Raw genomic sequence first — 17563 nt, 5'->3', positions numbered from 1 at the left:
CTGCCGCTACTTGGTCTTCTGCCGTTCCATCGCGAGTTCTTCACCGGCCAGGTACCAGTACTGGCAGTCCGTGCCGAAGCAGGTGACGCCGTTGGACATGCGGCCCTTGCCGATCGGCTTGCCGCAGTGGCGGCCCTTCTTGCCGGTGGGCGCCATGCAGTGGGTGGCGCTGGACTTGGTACCCAGCCTGCGGATGTTCAACATCGGGCATACCTCGATTCGGTGCGGTCACGGCGGGGGTGAGGTGGTGCAACCTGGTCCGGCGGTGCGTGATGGCGGTTCGAGCCGCCGGACCAGGGCGACGTCAGCGGCGGGCGCGGTTCTCCGGCCACGTGTGCGGCCACTTGTTGTAGGCGCACCAGCCGACCGAGCACTGGCCGTTCGTGGCGCGGTGGCCGTTCGCGCAGGTGTCCGCCGCCCCGCTGGTGCGGTTGGTGTTGCTGGACTTGCTCATCGCTGTCGGGTCCTTTCGTCAGTCGGCCGCGGACCCGTGCGGTCCGCGGTTGCATCCCGCGCACACCTCGCCGCTGCTGATCGGCGTGCCGCAGGAGAAACAGGTGGTGGCCATGTCGGCTCCGTCCAGGCCGGGGTGTCCGGCCGGTCGTTGTGCAGCGGGGGAAGTCAGCGGCGGCGGCCTGGGGTGCGCGGGCAGGCGTACTCGTAGGTGCCGGCGTGCACGCGGACCGGGTCGCCGTATCCGGGGTCGACCAGCACGGTCTTGAGGTCGCAGCCGTTCGGGCAGTTCTTGACGGTGTGGGTCAGCACCTTCACGAACGCGGCGGTCATGACTCTGTCCTTTCAGGACGGCGTGGTGCGGTTGACGGGACGGTTACGAGTCCGGGTCCTGGTCGGGGAAGTCGGCGCCGCCGCTGCCCTGGCAGTCCGAGCAGTCGCAGCACCCGTCGCCGCAGGTTCCGTCGCCGTCGCACGCGATGCAGTTCACCCACATCACGACACCCGCCCGTCCGGCTTGAGCTGACCGGTCCAGGGCAGCGTCAGGCCGTCGTTCTCGCGGCGCGGCACGAAGTGGATGTGCAGGTGGAACACCGTCTGCGTGGCGAGGTGCCCGCGGCTGGTGATGAGGTTGAAGTCCACACCGGACCGAACGGCGTACACGGCCGCCAGGCGCATGGTCGCCGCGGTGACGTCCGCGTCGGCGGCGGCGTCGGTGACGTGCAGCCGGGGCACGATCAGCATGTGCCCCGGCGTGACCGGGTGACGTGGCGCGAAGATCACCGCGTCACGGTCGCCCTCGTCGTACTTGCCGTTGACGACCCGCTGGCAGAACACACAGTCCCGGTCGAACAACAGCTTGGCAGTCGCAGCACTCATCGATGCAGTTCCGGTCACTTCGTGGGTCGGCCAGCATCGGACCTGTTGACCTGCAACCAGGTCGTCACCCAGGCTGCGGTCTTGTCGCTCGGGTCATCCCACGTGGTGTCAGGGTCGGCGTGGAACTCCTGGCACAGCCGCACGGCCAGCGCCTGGTCCGGCAGTCCGACCGGCAGGACCTGCGTCTTGCCGTTGGCGATGCGAGCCGGAGACCACTGGCTGAAGTCGATCTGCACGCTCACGCCGACGTCGGCACCCTTGACGCGCGGGACCAGCGCGAGACCGTTGCCGATCCGCATGAACGGCAGCGGGAACTGCACGGCGGTGCCGTCACTGAACCTCGCGGTGACCGACGGGTCGAACACGACGACCTGGTCGCCGCGGTTCTCGACGTAGTGACTGGTGAGTTGCAGGTACGTGGACATCACGCGGCCTCCGTCATCTCGGTGTTCTCGTTGGCTTCAAAGCACGGCCAGCACTGACGGGTGCTGGTCGGCAGCACGTACAGCGGGTCCCGCCCGCAGGTGCGGCAGATACGGCGGGCCAGGTTCGCCTTCGCCAGCGCAGCGTGTTTGGCCGGCGTCATCGGCCGCACCGGCTTGGCACGCGAGATCAGGTAGAGGTTGGCGAACCACTTCGCCTTGGAACCGCGGTGCCGCCCGTACAGCATCGCCACCGGGTCCTGCCCGCCGGGACGCAGCCCCAGAGCGCGCAGTTGGCGGTAGGTGGCCAGCGTGTCCCGTGGCGCACAACCGCGCGACAGCAACGGCAACCCGTCGAGAGTGCCGCGGGTGAACTCCTGCGCCTGCGACCAGGGCACCGGCGCAAGGACCCACGGGTACTGGCGGCCCGGCACGACCGCCTACCGGTTCGTGTCGTCGTCGGTGCTGGACATGACGCCGTAGTTGTCGCCGTAGACCTCGTTCGTCACGCCGGTGTCGTCGGTGGTGCCGCCGATGCGGACCTTGCCGCCGCCGATGGTCAGGCCGCCGGTGATCGTGCCGGTCATGACGCCGTAGTTGTTGCCGTGCACGCGGTTCGTCGTCATCGCATGTGCTCCAGTTCGGTGAGGGTGGATGGGGTCAGGCGGTGGCGGTGACCAGGGCGGCCACGAACAGCCACAGCCAGTGGAAGGACTGGTCCAGCGCGTAGGCGCCGGTACCCAGTGAGGGGTTGTCGTCCCGGCCGGCGCGCGGCACGCCCAGGACGTAGAACGTGCTCTTGCCCAGCAGGGCGGCCAGGCGGGCGAGGGTGAAGCGGCGGTCCGCCCAGTAGTGCGTCACCGCCGACACCAGCTGCCCCGCCACGAACCCCGCCGGGCTGATGTCGAGGTCAAGGACCAGCCACAGCAGGGCCACCGCCACGGCGGTCACCGCGGTGTAGGACACGACGTGCGCCAGGCACGCCACCCGACCAGCCTTCCCGGTCTGGCCTTTGGTCTGGGCTTGGTGGTCGGTCTGCGCCCAGTGGTCGGCGACGTTGTGCGCGACCAGCAGGCCGGGCAGCACCGCCGCGAACGTCACCGCCGCGTTCACGCCGCCACCGTCAGCTCGGGCGTACCGGCGGCGGCCTTGGCCTGCGCCATCCACACCATGTCGGACTGCCGCTGCGCCCGCTGCCAGCGCTCGTAGGCCAGCCGGGTGCGCTGCTCCGCGTCGATCTGCCGGCCGACCAGCTCGCCCAGCACCGTGCGGTAGTCGATCCGGTCCGGACGCTCCCGCACCAGCTGGCTCAGCGACGCGACCCGTGCCGACAGTCGCACCATCGCCTTGCGGGCCTTGAGGTAACCGGCGCAGGTGTGCTCCTCGTACAGGCGGAACGCCACCAGCGGCGACACAACGAACTGCTTCACGGACATGAGAATTCCTTTGCGAATGCGAATGACTCAGGGATAGGGCTACCTGCGGAGACAGGCGCCTCCGCAGTTAGACAGAAGAACCGCATTGGGTCCCGGAGCCTCACCGGCCGGGCCGAAGCCGCGAACGATGAGGAACCGGCACGCAACGAACGAGTTCGTCAGGTGCTTCTCAAGGGGTCAGCCTCGGCCGTGGATCTCCCGGCATTGGCGTCCAATGCCACACGTTCGCTCGCCGGCGCGGAGCTGGGCTCTGCGCGGGTCGTTGCGGGCTAGCGCCAGGCCGTGAGGCCCGAACGTGCTGCCAGGGGTGCGGGTTTTGCTGACCCTGTTCAGTTGTCAAAGAGCAAGACCTGCGGCGGCGGTACCGACGTGGAGTCCGGTCCTGCTCGCCGTGTCACTGAGCTGCGGTAACTCGCTAGCTTGACTCACCTGGCTAGTCATGCGGTGAGCTGAGAATGAGCTTGGCCTACCTGGCTAGCCATGTCAAGTGGTCACTCGAAGAAAGACTGTCTTGGCTAGTCAGGGGCGGTAAGGTGGCCGCCATGACCGACGCCTTGCGGCACTTGGCCGACCTTGATCCGGATGATCCGCGCACGGAGTCGCAGCAGATTGCGAACGTGCTGCGCGCAGTGATCCTCACTCGCAAACTTCAGCCGGGCGAGAAGCTTCCTTCGCAGCCTGAGCTTGCGGCACGGTACGGAGTGGCGCGGGAGACGGTGAAGGCAGCACTTCGTGTCTTGGCGAACGAACGCCTGATCATCAGCAGGCAGGGGAGCGGGACGTTTGTCCGGGCTCAGACGGAGCGGCCAGTTGGTCTCCGGCCGCACGTTGAGGCGGCGTTTGCGCGGGCACACGTGACCATTGACTTTGCGGGGTTCACCGCCGAGACGTTTCGGAACGCGCTGTCGGAAGTGCTCGACAAGGTAAGGGCGGGACGCCTTACTCCTGAATCAATCGCTATTCGAATCATGGTTTCCGACATGACCGTACCGATGGCTCTGCCGTGTCGAGTAGATACGGCGGCTGATGACCCGGCTATCCGAAAGCGTCAGGGGAGAATCATGAGGCGTGCGATTGAAAGCATTGTGGACGACGTCGAGGAGCTTGCCAACCTCGGACTGGTTAAATCAGCGACTGCTCAAGTCCGTGTCCACGGAGCGGCTCCGTTGTTCAAGTTGTACATTTTGAACAACGAGGAAGCGTTTTTCGGCTTCTATCCGGTCGTGCAGCATGAAGTGACAATCAATGGTGAAGCTGTTCCTGTCTTTGATCCGATGGGGAAAGATGCAACTCTCTTCCACTACTCGGTCAGCGCTGAAGACGACACGTCGACTGCGACCGAGTATGTGATGCAGGCGCGAACGTGGTTCGACTCTCTCTGGAACACCATCTCTCGGGAGTATGCGCGTGACTAATATAGCTCATGTTCTTGGGACTGCTGAGGCCATCTTCTTTGACTTTGACGGCCCGGTTTGCAGTGTATTTGCTGGTTATCCAGCTTCTGCTGTTGCAGCCGAAATGTTGAAAGCACTCAGTGTCGAGTTGGGTGGATTGCCTGCCACGATCGCGGGCGAGGCCGACCCTATGGAGGTGCTTCGGTGGACTGGTCAGAATTGGCCTAATTTGGTGTCGTGTATTGATGATGTGCTCTGTGCGGCGGAATACGCTGCTGTTGACGGTGCGGGACCGACGCCGTTTGCGCACGAGGCGATCGAGGCAGCGCGCCGCCGTGGTCAATCAACTGCGATCGTTAGCAATAACTCGGCCCCCGCTATTGAGAAGTATCTGAATTTTCACTCACTGAAACCGTTTGTCGACTTCATTGCGGGCCGTCCCTACGCTGAACCTACGCGCATGAAGCCAAACCCAGATTCCCTGATCCGCGCAGTCAATGCGCTCGGCATCAAGCCTGACGCGGCGCTGCTAATCGGCGACGCGGTTACGGACATTGAGGCGTCTCTTGTAGCCGGGGTGGTTCCGGTTGGATACGCCAAGACAGCCGCGCGGCGAGTCGAGTTGGAAAACGCCGGCGCCACAGTGGTGATCGACAGCATGGACGGCCTACTGGTCGGGCGCTGACAGCTTGCCGTACGTGGATGGTCGGCGCTAGCTAAGTCTCTGCGAGGCAGTTCAGCGGTTGTCCATAGTGGACGGCTGTGGTGTGTGACTGAGTGACCAACTGAGTGACAATCCTTGCGGACCAAGCAGGACGCCCACAGACGTCAACGCACTGTTGATGCTGGTTATCTATTCTGTCCATGCTGGACGATTAGTCCAGCAAAGTGCCTGGGGGTCAAGGGGTCGCAGGTTCAAATCCTGTCGTCCCGACGGTCTGAATCAGCCCGCTGATTCTGGGTGAAAGCCCAGTTCAGCGGGCTTTTTCGTGCGCATTTTTCGATCTTGAAGTGACTGTCCACAGTGGTCTGTACTGGTCAGTAACCCGGTGTTTGGGAGGATTTTGGGAGAATCGGTTTGCGCGGGGCGAAATGGGGTCGCGTTGGCTAAGCGAATCGTGTCCTCCGTTCGGGTGTTCTTCCTGGTCATGATCGGCGTGTGACGGCGTTGTCCAAGTGCGGCAGAGCCTGGTGATCTCATGGATCGTGGAAGTTGCACCTGCGGAGCTGGGCTGTGGCCAGTGGGGTGACATCGCGGCGTTCCTCGCGCGCGGCGGTCATCTGGGGCGGTGACGGGTTTGTCGGGGCAGGTCGTCTTCGTCGATGGGCGACCGGTGTCAGACCATGCTGGCGGGGCCGGGGCGGCGTCGACGGGTGGACACTGGTGGAGGCAGAGATCGTCAGAGAAGTTGGCGACCACGAGCTGGCCGAGGAGAATGTCGCTGTGCCCAAGCCCTACCCCCGGGAGTTCCGCGACGATGTTGTGCGGGTCGCCCGTGACCGCGAGCCCGGCGTGACGGTCGAGCAGATCGCGAAGGACTTCGGGGTGCACCCGATGACGTCGTTCAAGTGGTTGCGCCAGGCCGAGGTCGAGGAAGGCGCCAAGGCCGGTGCGAGCCGGGCCGAGTCGGCTGAGCTGCGTGAGGCGCGTAAGCGGATCAAGCTGCTGGAGCAGGAGAACGAGGTCCTGCGCCGCGCGACGGCGTATCTGTCGCAGGCGAACTTGTCGGGAAAAGGCTCTACCCGCTCGTGACCGAGCTGGCCGCGGACGGGATCCCGGTCGCGGTGACGTGCCGGGTACTCGGGATCGCTCGACAGCCGTACTACCGGTGGCGCGTCTGGCCGGTCACCGGGATCGAACTCGAGCGGGCTCAGCGGGCGAACGCGTTGTTCGACGCGCACCGCGACGATCCGGAGTTCGGCTACCGGTTCCTGGCCGACGAGGCCCGCGACGCCGGTGTGTCGATGGCGGACCGGACCGCGTGGCGGATCTGCTCGTCCATGGGCTGGTGGAGCACGTTCGGCAAGAAACGCGGCCGCAACGGCAAGAAAGCCGGTCCGCCGGTGCACGACGACCTGGTGCGCCGTGACTTCACCGCCACCGCACCGAACCGGCTGTGGCTGGCCGACCTCACCGAACACCGCACCACAGAAGGAAAGCTGTATCTCTGCGCGGTCAAGGACGCCTGCTCCAACCGGATCGTCGGCTACTCCATCGACTCCCGGATGAAGTCCCGCCTCGCCGTCACCGCACTCACCAACGGCCGTCGCGAGATGTGACGAGGTCGCCGGCTGCGTGGTCCACACCGACTGCGGATCGCAATTTCGATCCAGGAAATTCGTCCGCGCGCTCGCTCGTCACGGCCTGTCCGGTTGGATGGGCCGGGTCGGCGCCGCCGGAGACAACGCCGCGATGGAGAGCTTCTTCGCGTTGCTGCAGAACAATGTTCTCGACCGGCGCACCTGGACCACGCGCGAGGAACTGCGGATCGCGATCGTGACCTGGATCGAACGCACCTACCACCGCCGCCGGCGCCAGGCAGCTCTCGGCAGGTTGACCCCGATCGAATACGAAGCAATCATGGCCACGCCAGCCAGCCGGGCTGCGTGACTACCACTGTCACCTACTCGTGCAGCAGACCCACTCGACATCTTTGGCCGCCGAGGATGGGCCGAGCAGAGCCAGCCAGCCGACAAGTCGGACGAAGATGAAGTACAGCAGCCTCAACGCCACGTTCACGATCATGCCGCCGCTATGGCGATGACGCACGATTACCTCAGCTCAGCGGCGAGTCCAGAGCTCTGGCACCCCACAGTCTTTGATGGCTTGCGCGTCGCTGTCGAGGAGCGACCTCTCGTGTTCCGCCGGCTTGACCTTGAGGGTCCAGCCGTCTCGTGCGTAGCGCGGGGGGACGGCAGCGCGGCGAGCACCGCGCGGTCGGGGTTGGTTCAGCGCAGTACCGCGACCTCGTGCCGCATCACCAGTAGTTCGATGTCCTTCGACGTTGGGGGCGGCTGAGCAAGATCAGCCAGCCGATGAGGCGGACGGGGACCAGATGTAACAGGCGTAAGATGAGCATGCCCTGGGATCGCCTATGTGGAATTCTGTGCTCAGCGGCACAGTGCGGACTTCGACACCACGCGGGCGTTATGAGACACGATTTTCACGTCCGTGTCGAGCCGAGTGTTTGCCGCGCGTCGCGGGTCGCGCGGACTCTTGCGCAAACCTTGCGCTACTCGTGAAACCGAGACTGTGCAGAAGTCGCGGGCACAGCTGTCATTGATCAGCTGGCTTCGGCGTGGCTGGGACAATCAGAGGTACGACGGAGGGGTCATTTGGGGGACTGTGGTACCCATCGCTTTGGTGAAGGAGTAGGTTGAACATTGTTGCCCCGGACCTCGGTGACGTGACCTGTTCACAACAATTGTGGACACAGATCACGGGCCGAGGCTTTTGTGTGGACGGCCCGATGTGCAGGCCGTTCTGATCGGGTGCCCTGCCCGCAGTCTTTCTGTCTTTCTCCGTTGGCGCCTTCGTGTCGGCGGTTTCCCCAATTTTCGTTTCAGGAAATGAACTCGTCATGCAACGCATCCGCACCACTCTCCACGCCATGATCGGAGCCACGATCGTGGCTGCCGGTCTGGTCACCCTTGCCCCCGTCGCGCAAGCCATCACCATTCCGGTGGCGTGCAGCGAGAACGCTTTGGTCGCGGCGGTGAACCAGGCCAACGGCACTCCCGCCTCGGACACGCTCGTGCTGGCGGGCGGCTGCACCTATCAGTTGACCTCCGCTCACGGTGGTCTGACCACCGGGCTGCCGGTGATCACGACCCCGATCCAGATGATCGGCCCGGCGGTCATCACCCGTTCCTCCGCGCTGCCGTTCCGGATCGCCGAAGTCGGCTCGACCGGCAGTCTGACCCTGACGACCTCGGTCGTGTTCACGAACGGCAGCGCCGTCGGTGACGGCGGCGGCATCCTCAACCGGGGTGCGGTCACCCTCACCAACAGCGGCCTCGTCGGGAACGTGGCCACGCTCAACGGTGGTGGACTGGCCAACGCCGACACCGCCTCGGACACCGCGCCCGCCGCGACCTTCACCAGGAGCAACGTCACCGGCAACACCGCGCTGCTGCGCGGTGGTGGCATTTACAACGGCCTGCGCGGCACGTTGAGCACCACAGGTGTGTCCGGCAGCCCGCTGTTCATCCTCAACAACACCGGCTCTGAAGGTGGTGGTGTCGCCGCCGTCAACTCCACCGCGACCACCATGACCCAAACCGCCGTCACGGTTAACACCGCGGTGCTGACCGCCGGTGGCGTCTACCGCCTCGGCGGCACCATGACCGCAACCAACTCGCCCATCACCGCCAACACCCCCAACAACTGCGTCGGCAGTGTTCCGGCTGTGCCCGGCTGCACCGGCTGACCATCGCGCGGACGAACCGCACACGACCCAGTAAATGCTCTACTCAACAGCAAGGAGATCTCGTCATGGGAATCATCATCATCGGCGGCCTGATCGACTCCGTCATCGGCATCGTCAACGGCGCCGTGGCCGGCATCCTCGGTGCCGCTGGCGCGCTCCTCCCCATCATCTGATAGCGGAGCCAGACCTGCGCGACCCCCACCAGGCCTTTGCGGGCTGGTGGGGGTCGCGCCGCTTGCAGGTGATAAAAGAAATGCGAAAACCTCTGCGAACGGGTGTTGCGCAATTTGCGGAACGCATTTTGTCGTCCAGGTGCGAGGCCCTCGTCGGTGGCGGCATCAGTGGGGACTTGACCGCATATGGGTGACCGGCCGCTCCTTTTGTTGCCAGCGGTGTCGAATGCGTGAAAGCTCGGTCGTATCGAGGGTTGCTTGGTGCCGGTGCCCTCATCTTCCGGCATCGGACAATGGCTCCAGACCCCGGTCATCACACCACCTCGCAAGTTCGTGGCGTCAGCTGCGGATTCTCTTCACGGGTGGAAGGTTGATCATGAGATCGACAGAACGCATCAGCACGGCAGGCCGGGCCGGTCGGGCCCTCATCGCCTTGGGCACCGCGGCGGGGTTCTCCCTGCTGGTTCCCGCGCAGGCGTTGGCGCTCCCGCCGGGATGCACCCAGAGCGGCGCCAACTTCACCTGCACCGCCGGGATCCCCGTCGGTCAAGTGCTGACCGGGACCACGGGCAACAACATCATCACCATCACCGGCGGTGCCGTGAACGGCACGGTGAACAGCCTTGCCGGTGGCGACACCATCAGTGTCACCGGCGTCGTCGGTACGGCGGGCATCAGCGGCCCGGCAGGCGCCAACGGCAATGCCGGCACTCCTGCGGGAAATGCCGGCGGCAACGGCGGAGCCGGCAACGTCGGCGGCGCCGGCGTGGGGACCACCGGTGTCATCGACGCCGGTGCGGGCACGGACAGCATCATCGTCACCGGTGGCGCCGGGGGTAACGGGGGCAACGGCGGCCAGGGCGGGGCCGGGTTCGCCTCCGGTGCCGGTGGCGCCGGAGGCGATGGTGGCGTCGGCGGGATCGGTGGCGTCGGTAACGCCGGGAACGTCACCGGTGGCGCCGGTAGCGACACTGTCGTACTCACCGCGGGCAGGGGCGGCAATGGTGGCCTTGGCGGCCTTGGTGGTAACAGCGGTCTCGTCGCCGGTGGCGCGGGTGCCGGGGGTATCGGTGGCGCGGGCGCGGCCGGTGGCGTCGGGAACTCCGGAACCTTCACCGGTGATCTCGGTGATGCCGGTCTCGACAACGTGACCACCAACGGTGGTGCCGGTGGTACCGGTGCGGCCGGTGGCGTGGGTGGTTGCGGTTACGGCGGCGGCGCCGGTGGCGTCGGCGGTGCCGGCGGTGCGGGTGGGGTCGGGAACTCCGGGACCATCAGCGGCGGTGCCGGTGCTGACTCGCTCAAGGCCAACGGTGGTCTCGGCGGCAACGGTGGCGTCGGTGGCAAGGGCGGCAACGGTCTGGCGGCCGTTCAGCCCGGTGGCGCCGGTGGCGTGGGCGGTGCCGGTGGCGCCGGTGGGATCGGAAACTCCGGCACCCTGACCGGCGGAACCGGCGTGGACACCATCACCGCGACCGGTGGCAAGGGTGGCAACGGTGCCGGTGGCGGCAACGGCGGCACCGGCTGCAGTGGCCCCGGCGGTCCCGGGGGCATCGGCGGTGCCGCGGGTGCCGGCGGTCTCGGGAACTCCGGAACCATCAACGACGGGCTCGACATCATCACCACCCCGTCGGGCGCCAGCGGCCTCGCGGGCGGCAACGGCGCCGCCGGGGTCAACAACGGCGGCATCTGCACCTGCTGACAGCGGTATCAACGGGCAGCGGCAACACCAGCGGCAACGGTGTTGCCGCTGCCCTCGGCGATCCCAGGGACGCTGTAGCCGCCGACAACTCCGTCCACGACACATCATCCTGCGGTTCTGGTGCGGCTCACACTGCTCACACCCATACCCACGCCCGCTGTGGCCGGCGCGCAGCAGCGATCCACTCCGGGCACCACGCCTGTTCACCCGTTCGCGTGCCGCCCTGTTCGGTGGCAGCATTGGGGGAAAGAGCTCGGCTATGTTCGGGTAGCAGTCGGCTCACGCCGACGAATGTGCAGTCCCCTCGCCGGTTCGGTGGCCTGTGAGCCGCTGGACATCGAGGGCGTGTGACCGTCCTGGACCCCGGCGGCGACCACTTCTCCAGTTTTACTGTCAGGAGTGCCGCTATGGCCACCGCGGAATCCTTCCCCGGCGCGGAACGTGCGCCCCGCACGATCGGTTTGCCCGACGTCGAACAGCTGAAGGCGGACACGCACGCCCTGCGCCTGGTGCACTACCGCCAAGGCGGCGATGCGTGTCTCGACGCGATCCGCCGCCGGATGGGGGAGGGGCGGTTGATGCTCGACGCGTCAGCCGCCGAGTACGTGCGGCGCCGGTTGCACGTGGCACTGGGCGATCTCTACAACCTCGCCGGCTGGGTGTGCTTCGACGTCGGCCTGGCCGGCAGTGCCCGTGTCCACTTCGCCCAAGCGTTCGTGCTCGCCGGTCGGGGCCGGCACAACGGCCTGGTGGCCAACATCTGCTACCGGCTCGGCCGCGTGTGCTTGCACCACGGGAGCCTCGCCGAGGCGTTGGACTACTTCGAGCTGGGTCAGCTGGCCGCGGCCGGGCCGGGCGGTGAGATCGCTGCCCGCATCCTGTCGATGAACTCGGCCTGGACCCATGCCAGGAAGGGCGACGGTGGTCAGGCGCTCGCCGAGCTCGATCGCGGCAGGGACCGGTTCGCGGCCGCCGGCCACACCGATGTGCCCAGCTGGGCCGGGTTCTTCACCGAGACGGATCTGTCGGCCATGGTCGGCGCCGTCCACACCGACCTGGCCCGCACCACGAGCCCTCGCCACGCCCGAATCGCGATTCCGCTGCTCACCGGAGCGGTCGACGACTACGGCGACGACATGGCCCGCAGCCGTGTGTTCAGCCTCGTCCTGCTGTCGATCAACCACCTGCTCGACCGGGACCTCGGTCACGGCGTAGCTGTCGGGTTCCGCGCGCTGGCGCCCGCCGAGACCTTCACCTCGGCACGCGTCCGCGATCGCATCCGGCCACTCGGCGAGCAAGCGGCGCGCCACCGCTCCCACACGGTGCGCGGGAGCTCATCGCGCGCATCGCCGAATACGCCGGCCTCCCGCACCGGCAACACTGACTCGTTTCCGTCGGAGCTTCCCGCGCTCGGCCCAGCTCCACCTCTGCGCCGGTCCCCGTGGTTCGGCAACCGAGGCGGTGGGCGGTGGCGTGAAGGGCTATGGTTCGTTCTGGATCACAATGGCGAGGAGTGACCGGCATGGGCACGAATCGGCATCTCGACATCCTCGCGGTGGTCAACAAGATCGCCGTGGCCGAGCGGGAGCCCGTCGGCGTCCGCCATGTCTGCCTCGCCTGCCGGACCGGTCTGAACGCGGCCGGTGTCGCGGTCTACCTGGTCGGTACCGCGCAACCGCTCGAAGTCGCCGGAACTGCCGGTGACGAGATCGCCGAGCTCCAGGCAACGGTGGGCGAGGGGCCTGTGTCGGAGGCTCTGCGGCAGAACCAGCCGGTGTTCGCATCCGATCTGGCGGGCGGGTGGAGTGCGCGGCGCTGGCCCGTGTTCGCCCCGGCCGCGGCCGCCGCGGGAGTGGCGGCGATCTTCGTGATTCCCTTGACGCTCGGCGCGATCGCGCTGGGCGCCTTGGAGATCTGCCGGGATGTCGACGGCCCGCTGTCGGCGGAGGAGCTCGCGGACGCGCTGCTGTTCGCGGACACGGCGACGGCGCTGCTGCTCGGCCGGACCGCGGCGCCGGAGGCGCTGGACGGCGGCGACCTGTGGGCCACCGAGCCGGAACGCCGCTGGGGCGTGGTGCACCAGGCCACCGGCATGGTGTCGGTGCAGCTGGACACCGATCTCGGGGAAGCGTTCCTGAGATTGCGGGCGCACGCGTATCTCGCCGGCCTGCGTCTGTCGGAGGTGGCGGCCGACGTGGTCGCGCGCAGACTGAGATTCACCCCGGACACCGATTTCGAGAAACAGAGGTGAGTCACATGTTGGACCGGCGGATCACCCAGACCTTCGTCGAGCTGGCGGACACGCTCGTGCTGCGGTTCGACGCCATCGACTTCCTGCAGACGTTGACAGAACGCTGCGTCGAACTGCTCGAGTTGGACGCGGTCGGGATCCTGCTGGCAGACCAGCGCGGTGCGCTGAACCTGGTGGCCGCGTCCACCGAACAGGCCCGCATGCTGGAACTGTTCCAGCTGCAGGACGAGGAAGGCCCCTGCCTGGACTGCTTCCACACCGGGCAGCCCGTGGAGTGCGCCGACCTGGAGCAGGAACCGCAGCGCTGGCCCCGGTTCACGGCCGCGGCGCGCGACCAGGGATTCGCCGCCGTGCACGCGGTGCCGATGCGGCTGCGCGAGCAGGTCGTCGGCGCGCTGAACCTGTTCCGGACCTCGCCCAGCGCCATCCCGCAGGACGCGGTCGAACTGGCCCAGTCCTTCGCCAACGTCGCGACGATCAGCATCCTCCAGGTCCGGGCGCTGCGGCACAGCGAAATGGTCACCGAACAACTGCAGAACGCGCTCAACAGCCGCATCGTCATCGAGCAGGCGAAGGGCATCCTGGCCGAGCGCCTGCAGATCGATGTCGCGGACGCGTTCTCCCTCATGCGCACCCACGCCCGCAACAGCAACCAGCTCCTGTCAGAGGTTGCGCAGCACGTCGTATCGCGATCACCGGAGATCACCGAGCTGATGAGGGACAGCAGCCCCCGACGCCCGTAAAAAGCGGCGTACAGCCCACCGGCGTAAGTTCGAGGTGCCGAGGGCACTTCGCGCGTCGGAAGCCGGACTGGCGCTGTCCTCGGTGTTCCCCGGAAACGGTCGTCGTACGGCCGGAACGGGAGTGGTGAACACGATGCCGAGCCAGCGCGCCCATAAGGTTCCTGTGCGGACCATCCTCGCGACTATCGGGCTGACCCTGGCCACGGTCGTGGCAGTGGTGTTCGTGATGCACGTCCAGCGAGTTCTGGTGTGGATGCTCATCGCGGTCGTCTTCACGGTCGCGCTCTACCCGGCGGTGAACTGGCTGCAAGACCATGTCAGGTGGTGCCGCCGCCCGCTGGCGACCCTGGTCGTGTTCCTCGTCGTCGTGCTGGCGTTCGGCGGCATTCTCACGTTGTTCGCCGTGCCGCTGGCCGAGCAGGGCACACGATTGGCGGCGGCGCTGCCGGACATGATCGCGGACGCACGTGGTGGCAGAGGCCCCGTCGGGATCTTGCTGGAGCGCACGAACGCGCTGGAGCTCGCCCGTGACAACGAAGAACGCATCCGGGAGTTCGCCACCGGCCTCGGCACCCCGGCGCTGGGCCTGTTGCGCAGCGCGGTCACCGGCATCGTCGCGACCATCTCCATCTTCGTGATCGCCTACCTCGCGGTGCTGGAGGGTCCGAAGGTCGTCGAGGGAACGCTCGCGCTGTTCTCCTCACAGCGGGCGGAGCACATCCGCAGGGTGGGCGGCGACTGCGCGAAGACCGTCACCGGCTACATCTCGGGCAATCTCCTCATCAGCGCGATCTGCGGTGTGCTGACCTACGTCGTGCTGAAGATCTTCGGTGTGCCGTTCGCCGAGCTGATCGCGATCTTCGTCGCGATCGCAGACCTGATCCCCCTGGTCGGCGCCACCCTCGGCGCGGTGGTCGCGGGTGTCGCCGCGCTCATCCACTCGCTGCCCGCGGCCATCACCGTGGTCATCTTCTTCATCGTTTACCAGCAGCTGGAGAACCACCTGCTGCAACCGGTGATCTTCTCCAGGACGGTCAAGCTCAACCCGTTGACCGTGCTCGTCGCCTTGCTCCTGGCGACCGAACTCGCCGGAATACTCGGCGCACTGCTCGCCATCCCGGTCGTCGGCGTCATCCAGGTCGTCCTGCGCGACATCTGGCACCACCGCGGCGGACAACCGGTTGCGGCGCCGACCGCGGTGACGGACACCACGATCCGAGGAGACGCGGCCTGGACGACCGGTTCGTCGAACACCGTCCACAACAGACGATCGCTACAACCTGATGAGGAGTCACGCTCGTGACACGCACCGACCTGGCACCGGCCTTCACCCGGCACGACCTCGAGCTGATCGATGCGTACTGGCGGGCGGCGAACTACCTGTCGGTCGGTCAGATCTACCTGTTGGACAACCCGTTGCTGCGCGATCCGCTGCGGACCGAACACGTCAAGCCGCGCCTGCTCGGGCACTGGGGAACCACTCCCGGGCTGAACCTGTTGTACGCGCACATGAACCGGGTCATCAACGCTCGTGACCTCAACGCGCTGTACGTGACCGGTCCTGGTCATGGTGGTCCAGGACTGGTCGCCAATGCCTACCTGGAAGGCACCTACAGCGAGGTCTACTCCTCGATCGGGCAGGACGAGGACGGGCTGCGGGCGTTGTTCCGGCAGTTCTCCTTCCCCGGCGGCATTCCCAGCCACGTCGCGCCCGAGACACCCGGTTCCGTCCACGAGGGCGGAGAAGCTCGGCTACGCGCTGGTGCACGCCTACGGTGCGGCGTTCGACAACCCGGACCTGCTGGTGCTGTGCGTGGTGGGGGACGGGGAAGCGGAAACCGGTCCGCTGGCGGCCAGCTGGCATTCAAACAAGTTCCTCAACCCGGCGACGGACGGCGCGGTGCTGCCGGTGCTGCACCTCAACGGCTACAAGATCGCCAACCCGGCCGTGCTCGCACGGATCCCCGACGACGAGCTCACCGCGTTGATGCGCGGGTACGGCTATGTCCCGCACTTCGTCGTGGGTGACGATCCCATGGACGTGCACGAGCAACTGGCGGCCACGCTCGACCTCGTGCTCGATGACATCGCCGCCATCCAGCACCGGGCCCGCGAAGGATCCGGCACGGGGAAGCGCCCGCTGTGGCCGATGATCGTGCTGCGCACGCCGAAAGGCTGGACGGGGCCCAAGGTGGTCGACGGCCTGCCGGTCGAGGGCACGTTCCGCGCCCACCAGGTACCGGTCGCCGCGACCCGCGCGAACCCCGAGCACCGTGAACTGCTGGAACAGTGGATGCGCGGATACCGCCCGGACGAGCTGTTCGACCGCACCGGGCGACTGATCCCGGAACTGCAGGCACTCGCCCCGCGAGGGACCCGGCGGATGAGCGCCAACCCGCACGCCAACGGCGGCCTGCTGTTGCGCGACCTCGTCATGCCCGACTTCCGCGACCACGCCGTACCGGTGGAGCGTCCTGCCGCAGAAGCCGCCGAGGCGACCAAGGTGCTGGGCGCGTTCCTGCGCGACATCATCATCCGCAATCCCGACCGGTTCCGCGTCATGGGGCCGGACGAGACGGCGTCCAACCGCCTCTCCGCGGTGTTCGAGGCGACCGACCGCACGTGGAACGCCATCACCGAGCCCGGTGACGATCACCTCGCTCCGGACGGACGGGTGATGGAGGTGCTGTCCGAGCACCTGTGCCAGGGCTGGCTCGAGGGCTACCTGCTCACCGGCCGTCACGGCTTGTTCAACTGCTACGAGGCGTTCATCCACATCATCGACTCGATGTTCAACCAGCACGCGAAGTGGCTCAAGACGACACGCGCGATTCCGTGGCGAGCACCGATCGCGTCACTGAACTACCTGCTGTCGTCGCACGTCTGGCGCCAGGACCACAACGGGTTCTCCCACCAGGACCCCGGGTTCATCGACCACGTGGTCAACAAGAAAGCCGAGATCATCCGGGTGTACCTGCCGCCGGACGCCAACACGCTGCTGTCGGTGACCGACCATTGCCTGCGCAGCAAGCACTACGTGAACGTCATCGTCGCCGGCAAACAGCCCGCGTTGACCTACCTGAGCATCGACGAGGCGGTCGCGCACTGCACGCGCGGTCTCGGGATCTGGCCGTGGGCGAGCAACACCGACGGCGAGCCCGATGTCGTACTCGCCTGCGCGGGAGAGATCCCGACGCTGGAAACCTTGGCCGCCGCGGATTTGCTGCGCGCCCACCTTCCCCAGCTGAGGGTGCGGGTCATCAACGTCGTGGACCTGATGCGGCTGCAGCCCGCCAGCGAACATCCGCACGGGCTGTCCGACGGCGACTTCGACGCGCTGTTCACCACGGACAAACCGGTGATCTTCGCATTCCACGGCTATCCGGCGCTGATCCACCGGCTCACGTACCGGCGCAACAACCACCACAACCTCCATGTGCGCGGCTACAAAGAAGAAGGCACCACGACCACGCCGTTCGACGTCCTGATGCTCAACGACCTCGACCGCTTCCACCTCGTCATGGACGTCATCGACCGCGTCCCGTCGTTGGGCAGCAACGCCGCGACGCTGCGCCAGCGGATGACGGACGCTCGTTTGGCGGCACGCCGGTACACCCGCGAACACGGCGAGGACGACCCGGCGATCTCCGGCTGGACCTGGCCGGAACAGGACTGAGCAG

At 66.7% G+C, this 17563-nt stretch carries 18 protein-coding genes and 2 pseudogenes; 11 read left to right on the top strand and 9 right to left on the bottom strand.

All coding sequences use genetic code 11. The features are described from left to right. Positions 1 to 6: 6 nt before the first annotated feature. The 9 genes from ACVDFE_RS35890 to ACVDFE_RS35850 all read right to left on the bottom strand — a co-directional run bounded on the left by ACVDFE_RS35890 (position 7) and on the right by ACVDFE_RS35850 (position 3184). Positions 7 to 204, bottom strand: a complete 198-nt coding sequence (locus ACVDFE_RS35890; RefSeq protein ID WP_458433581.1) for a hypothetical protein — start codon at positions 202 to 204, stop codon at positions 7 to 9. A 100-nt stretch (positions 205 to 304) separates the two neighbouring features. Continuing rightward, a complete protein-coding gene (locus ACVDFE_RS35885) occupies positions 305 to 454 on the bottom strand; it encodes a hypothetical protein (RefSeq protein WP_458433580.1) in 150 nt (49 codons plus the stop codon). A 167-nt stretch (positions 455 to 621) separates the two neighbouring features. Continuing rightward, positions 622 to 786, bottom strand: coding sequence for a hypothetical protein (locus ACVDFE_RS35880; protein ID WP_458433579.1), 165 nt, complete (start codon positions 784 to 786; stop codon positions 622 to 624). A gap of 162 nt (positions 787 to 948) precedes the next feature. After that, on the bottom strand, positions 949 to 1332 hold the full coding sequence (locus tag ACVDFE_RS35875; RefSeq protein WP_458433578.1) for an HIT family protein: 384 nt from the start codon (positions 1330 to 1332) through the stop codon (positions 949 to 951). Between the two features lie 14 nt (positions 1333 to 1346). Then, complete coding sequence (locus ACVDFE_RS35870; RefSeq protein WP_458433577.1) at positions 1347 to 1757, bottom strand: hypothetical protein; 411 nt, start codon at positions 1755 to 1757, stop codon at positions 1347 to 1349. Next, positions 1757 to 2152 carry an RRQRL motif-containing zinc-binding protein gene (locus ACVDFE_RS35865; protein WP_458433576.1) on the bottom strand — a complete coding sequence of 132 codons (396 nt, stop codon included), beginning with the start codon at positions 2150 to 2152 and terminating at the stop codon, positions 1757 to 1759. The genes ACVDFE_RS35870 and ACVDFE_RS35865 overlap by 1 nt, the downstream gene beginning before the upstream one ends. Before the next feature lie 42 nt (positions 2153 to 2194). Next, positions 2195 to 2380 (bottom strand): hypothetical protein, encoded by a 186-nt coding sequence (locus ACVDFE_RS35860; protein ID WP_458433575.1) that lies wholly within the window; start codon positions 2378 to 2380, stop codon positions 2195 to 2197. Positions 2381 to 2414: 34 nt separating this feature from the next. Further along, the gene (locus ACVDFE_RS35855; protein ID WP_458433574.1) at positions 2415 to 2867 is read right to left on the bottom strand and encodes a DUF3307 domain-containing protein; all 453 of its coding nucleotides are present in this window, start codon (positions 2865 to 2867) and stop codon (positions 2415 to 2417) included. After that, on the bottom strand, positions 2864 to 3184 hold the full coding sequence (locus tag ACVDFE_RS35850) for a hypothetical protein (protein WP_458433573.1): 321 nt from the start codon (positions 3182 to 3184) through the stop codon (positions 2864 to 2866). The genes ACVDFE_RS35855 and ACVDFE_RS35850 overlap by 4 nt, the downstream gene beginning before the upstream one ends. 548 nt (positions 3185 to 3732) lie before the next feature. On the opposite strand from ACVDFE_RS35850, the gene ACVDFE_RS35845 reads away from it, so the two are divergent. The 11 genes and pseudogenes from ACVDFE_RS35845 to ACVDFE_RS35795 all read left to right on the top strand — a co-directional run bounded on the left by ACVDFE_RS35845 (position 3733) and on the right by ACVDFE_RS35795 (position 17559). Next, positions 3733 to 4605: a GntR family transcriptional regulator gene (locus ACVDFE_RS35845; protein WP_458433572.1), complete on the top strand. Its 873-nt coding sequence runs from the start codon at positions 3733 to 3735 to the stop codon at positions 4603 to 4605. After that, on the top strand, positions 4598 to 5269 hold the full coding sequence (locus ACVDFE_RS35840) for an HAD family hydrolase (RefSeq protein ID WP_458433571.1): 672 nt from the start codon (positions 4598 to 4600) through the stop codon (positions 5267 to 5269). The genes ACVDFE_RS35845 and ACVDFE_RS35840 overlap by 8 nt, the downstream gene beginning before the upstream one ends. Positions 5270 to 6028: 759 nt before the next feature. Then, positions 6029 to 7195, top strand: a pseudogene (locus ACVDFE_RS35835) (IS3 family transposase). A gap of 925 nt (positions 7196 to 8120) precedes the next feature. After that, a complete protein-coding gene (locus tag ACVDFE_RS35830) occupies positions 8121 to 9014 on the top strand; it encodes a hypothetical protein (RefSeq protein ID WP_458433570.1) in 894 nt (297 codons plus the stop codon). A gap of 549 nt (positions 9015 to 9563) precedes the next feature. After that, complete coding sequence (locus tag ACVDFE_RS35825; RefSeq protein WP_458433569.1) at positions 9564 to 10889, top strand: hypothetical protein; 1326 nt, start codon at positions 9564 to 9566, stop codon at positions 10887 to 10889. A 407-nt stretch (positions 10890 to 11296) separates the two neighbouring features. Further along, positions 11297 to 12406: a tetratricopeptide repeat protein gene (locus ACVDFE_RS35820; RefSeq protein ID WP_458433568.1), complete on the top strand. Its 1110-nt coding sequence runs from the start codon at positions 11297 to 11299 to the stop codon at positions 12404 to 12406. Between the two features lie 5 nt (positions 12407 to 12411). After that, the gene (locus tag ACVDFE_RS35815; protein WP_458434455.1) at positions 12412 to 13140 is read left to right on the top strand and encodes a GAF and ANTAR domain-containing protein; all 729 of its coding nucleotides are present in this window, start codon (positions 12412 to 12414) and stop codon (positions 13138 to 13140) included. 5 nt (positions 13141 to 13145) lie between these two features. After that, positions 13146 to 13883, top strand: a complete 738-nt coding sequence (locus tag ACVDFE_RS35810; RefSeq protein ID WP_458433567.1) for a GAF and ANTAR domain-containing protein — start codon at positions 13146 to 13148, stop codon at positions 13881 to 13883. 133 nt (positions 13884 to 14016) lie between these two features. Further along, positions 14017 to 15186: an AI-2E family transporter gene (locus ACVDFE_RS35805; protein ID WP_458433566.1), complete on the top strand. Its 1170-nt coding sequence runs from the start codon at positions 14017 to 14019 to the stop codon at positions 15184 to 15186. Continuing rightward, positions 15183 to 15569: pseudogene (locus tag ACVDFE_RS35800) on the top strand (phosphoketolase family protein); the annotation flags it as partial. The gene ACVDFE_RS35805 and the pseudogene ACVDFE_RS35800, both read left to right, overlap by 4 nt. Next, the gene (locus ACVDFE_RS35795; protein ID WP_458433565.1) at positions 15451 to 17559 is read left to right on the top strand and encodes a phosphoketolase family protein; all 2109 of its coding nucleotides are present in this window, start codon (positions 15451 to 15453) and stop codon (positions 17557 to 17559) included. The pseudogene ACVDFE_RS35800 and the gene ACVDFE_RS35795, both read left to right, overlap by 119 nt. Positions 17560 to 17563 lie beyond the last annotated feature (4 nt).

Source organism: Lentzea chajnantorensis (assembly GCF_054300775.1).
Note: the sequence above shows the minus strand (reverse complement) of the source record. Positions and strands in the feature narration are given on the sequence as shown.

Excerpts from the sequence above, each read along its gene's own strand:
- ACVDFE_RS35890 (WP_458433581.1), bottom strand. The coding sequence starts at position 204 with ATGTTGAACATCCGCAGGCTGGGTACCAAGTCCAGCGCCACCCACTGC.
- ACVDFE_RS35885 (WP_458433580.1), bottom strand. The coding sequence starts at position 454 with ATGAGCAAGTCCAGCAACACCAACCGCACCAGCGGGGCGGCGGACACC.
- ACVDFE_RS35880 (WP_458433579.1), bottom strand. The coding sequence starts at position 786 with ATGACCGCCGCGTTCGTGAAGGTGCTGACCCACACCGTCAAGAACTGC.
- ACVDFE_RS35875 (WP_458433578.1), bottom strand. The coding sequence starts at position 1,332 with ATGAGTGCTGCGACTGCCAAGCTGTTGTTCGACCGGGACTGTGTGTTC.
- ACVDFE_RS35870 (WP_458433577.1), bottom strand. The coding sequence starts at position 1,757 with ATGTCCACGTACCTGCAACTCACCAGTCACTACGTCGAGAACCGCGGC.
- ACVDFE_RS35860 (WP_458433575.1), bottom strand. The coding sequence starts at position 2,380 with ATGACGACGAACCGCGTGCACGGCAACAACTACGGCGTCATGACCGGC.
- ACVDFE_RS35845 (WP_458433572.1), top strand. The coding sequence starts at position 3,733 with ATGACCGACGCCTTGCGGCACTTGGCCGACCTTGATCCGGATGATCCG.
- ACVDFE_RS35825 (WP_458433569.1), top strand. The coding sequence starts at position 9,564 with ATGAGATCGACAGAACGCATCAGCACGGCAGGCCGGGCCGGTCGGGCC.
- ACVDFE_RS35820 (WP_458433568.1), top strand. The coding sequence starts at position 11,297 with ATGGCCACCGCGGAATCCTTCCCCGGCGCGGAACGTGCGCCCCGCACG.
- ACVDFE_RS35815 (WP_458434455.1), top strand. The coding sequence starts at position 12,412 with ATGGGCACGAATCGGCATCTCGACATCCTCGCGGTGGTCAACAAGATC.
- ACVDFE_RS35810 (WP_458433567.1), top strand. The coding sequence starts at position 13,146 with ATGTTGGACCGGCGGATCACCCAGACCTTCGTCGAGCTGGCGGACACG.
- ACVDFE_RS35805 (WP_458433566.1), top strand. The coding sequence starts at position 14,017 with ATGCCGAGCCAGCGCGCCCATAAGGTTCCTGTGCGGACCATCCTCGCG.
- ACVDFE_RS35795 (WP_458433565.1), top strand. The coding sequence starts at position 15,451 with ATGGTGGTCCAGGACTGGTCGCCAATGCCTACCTGGAAGGCACCTACA.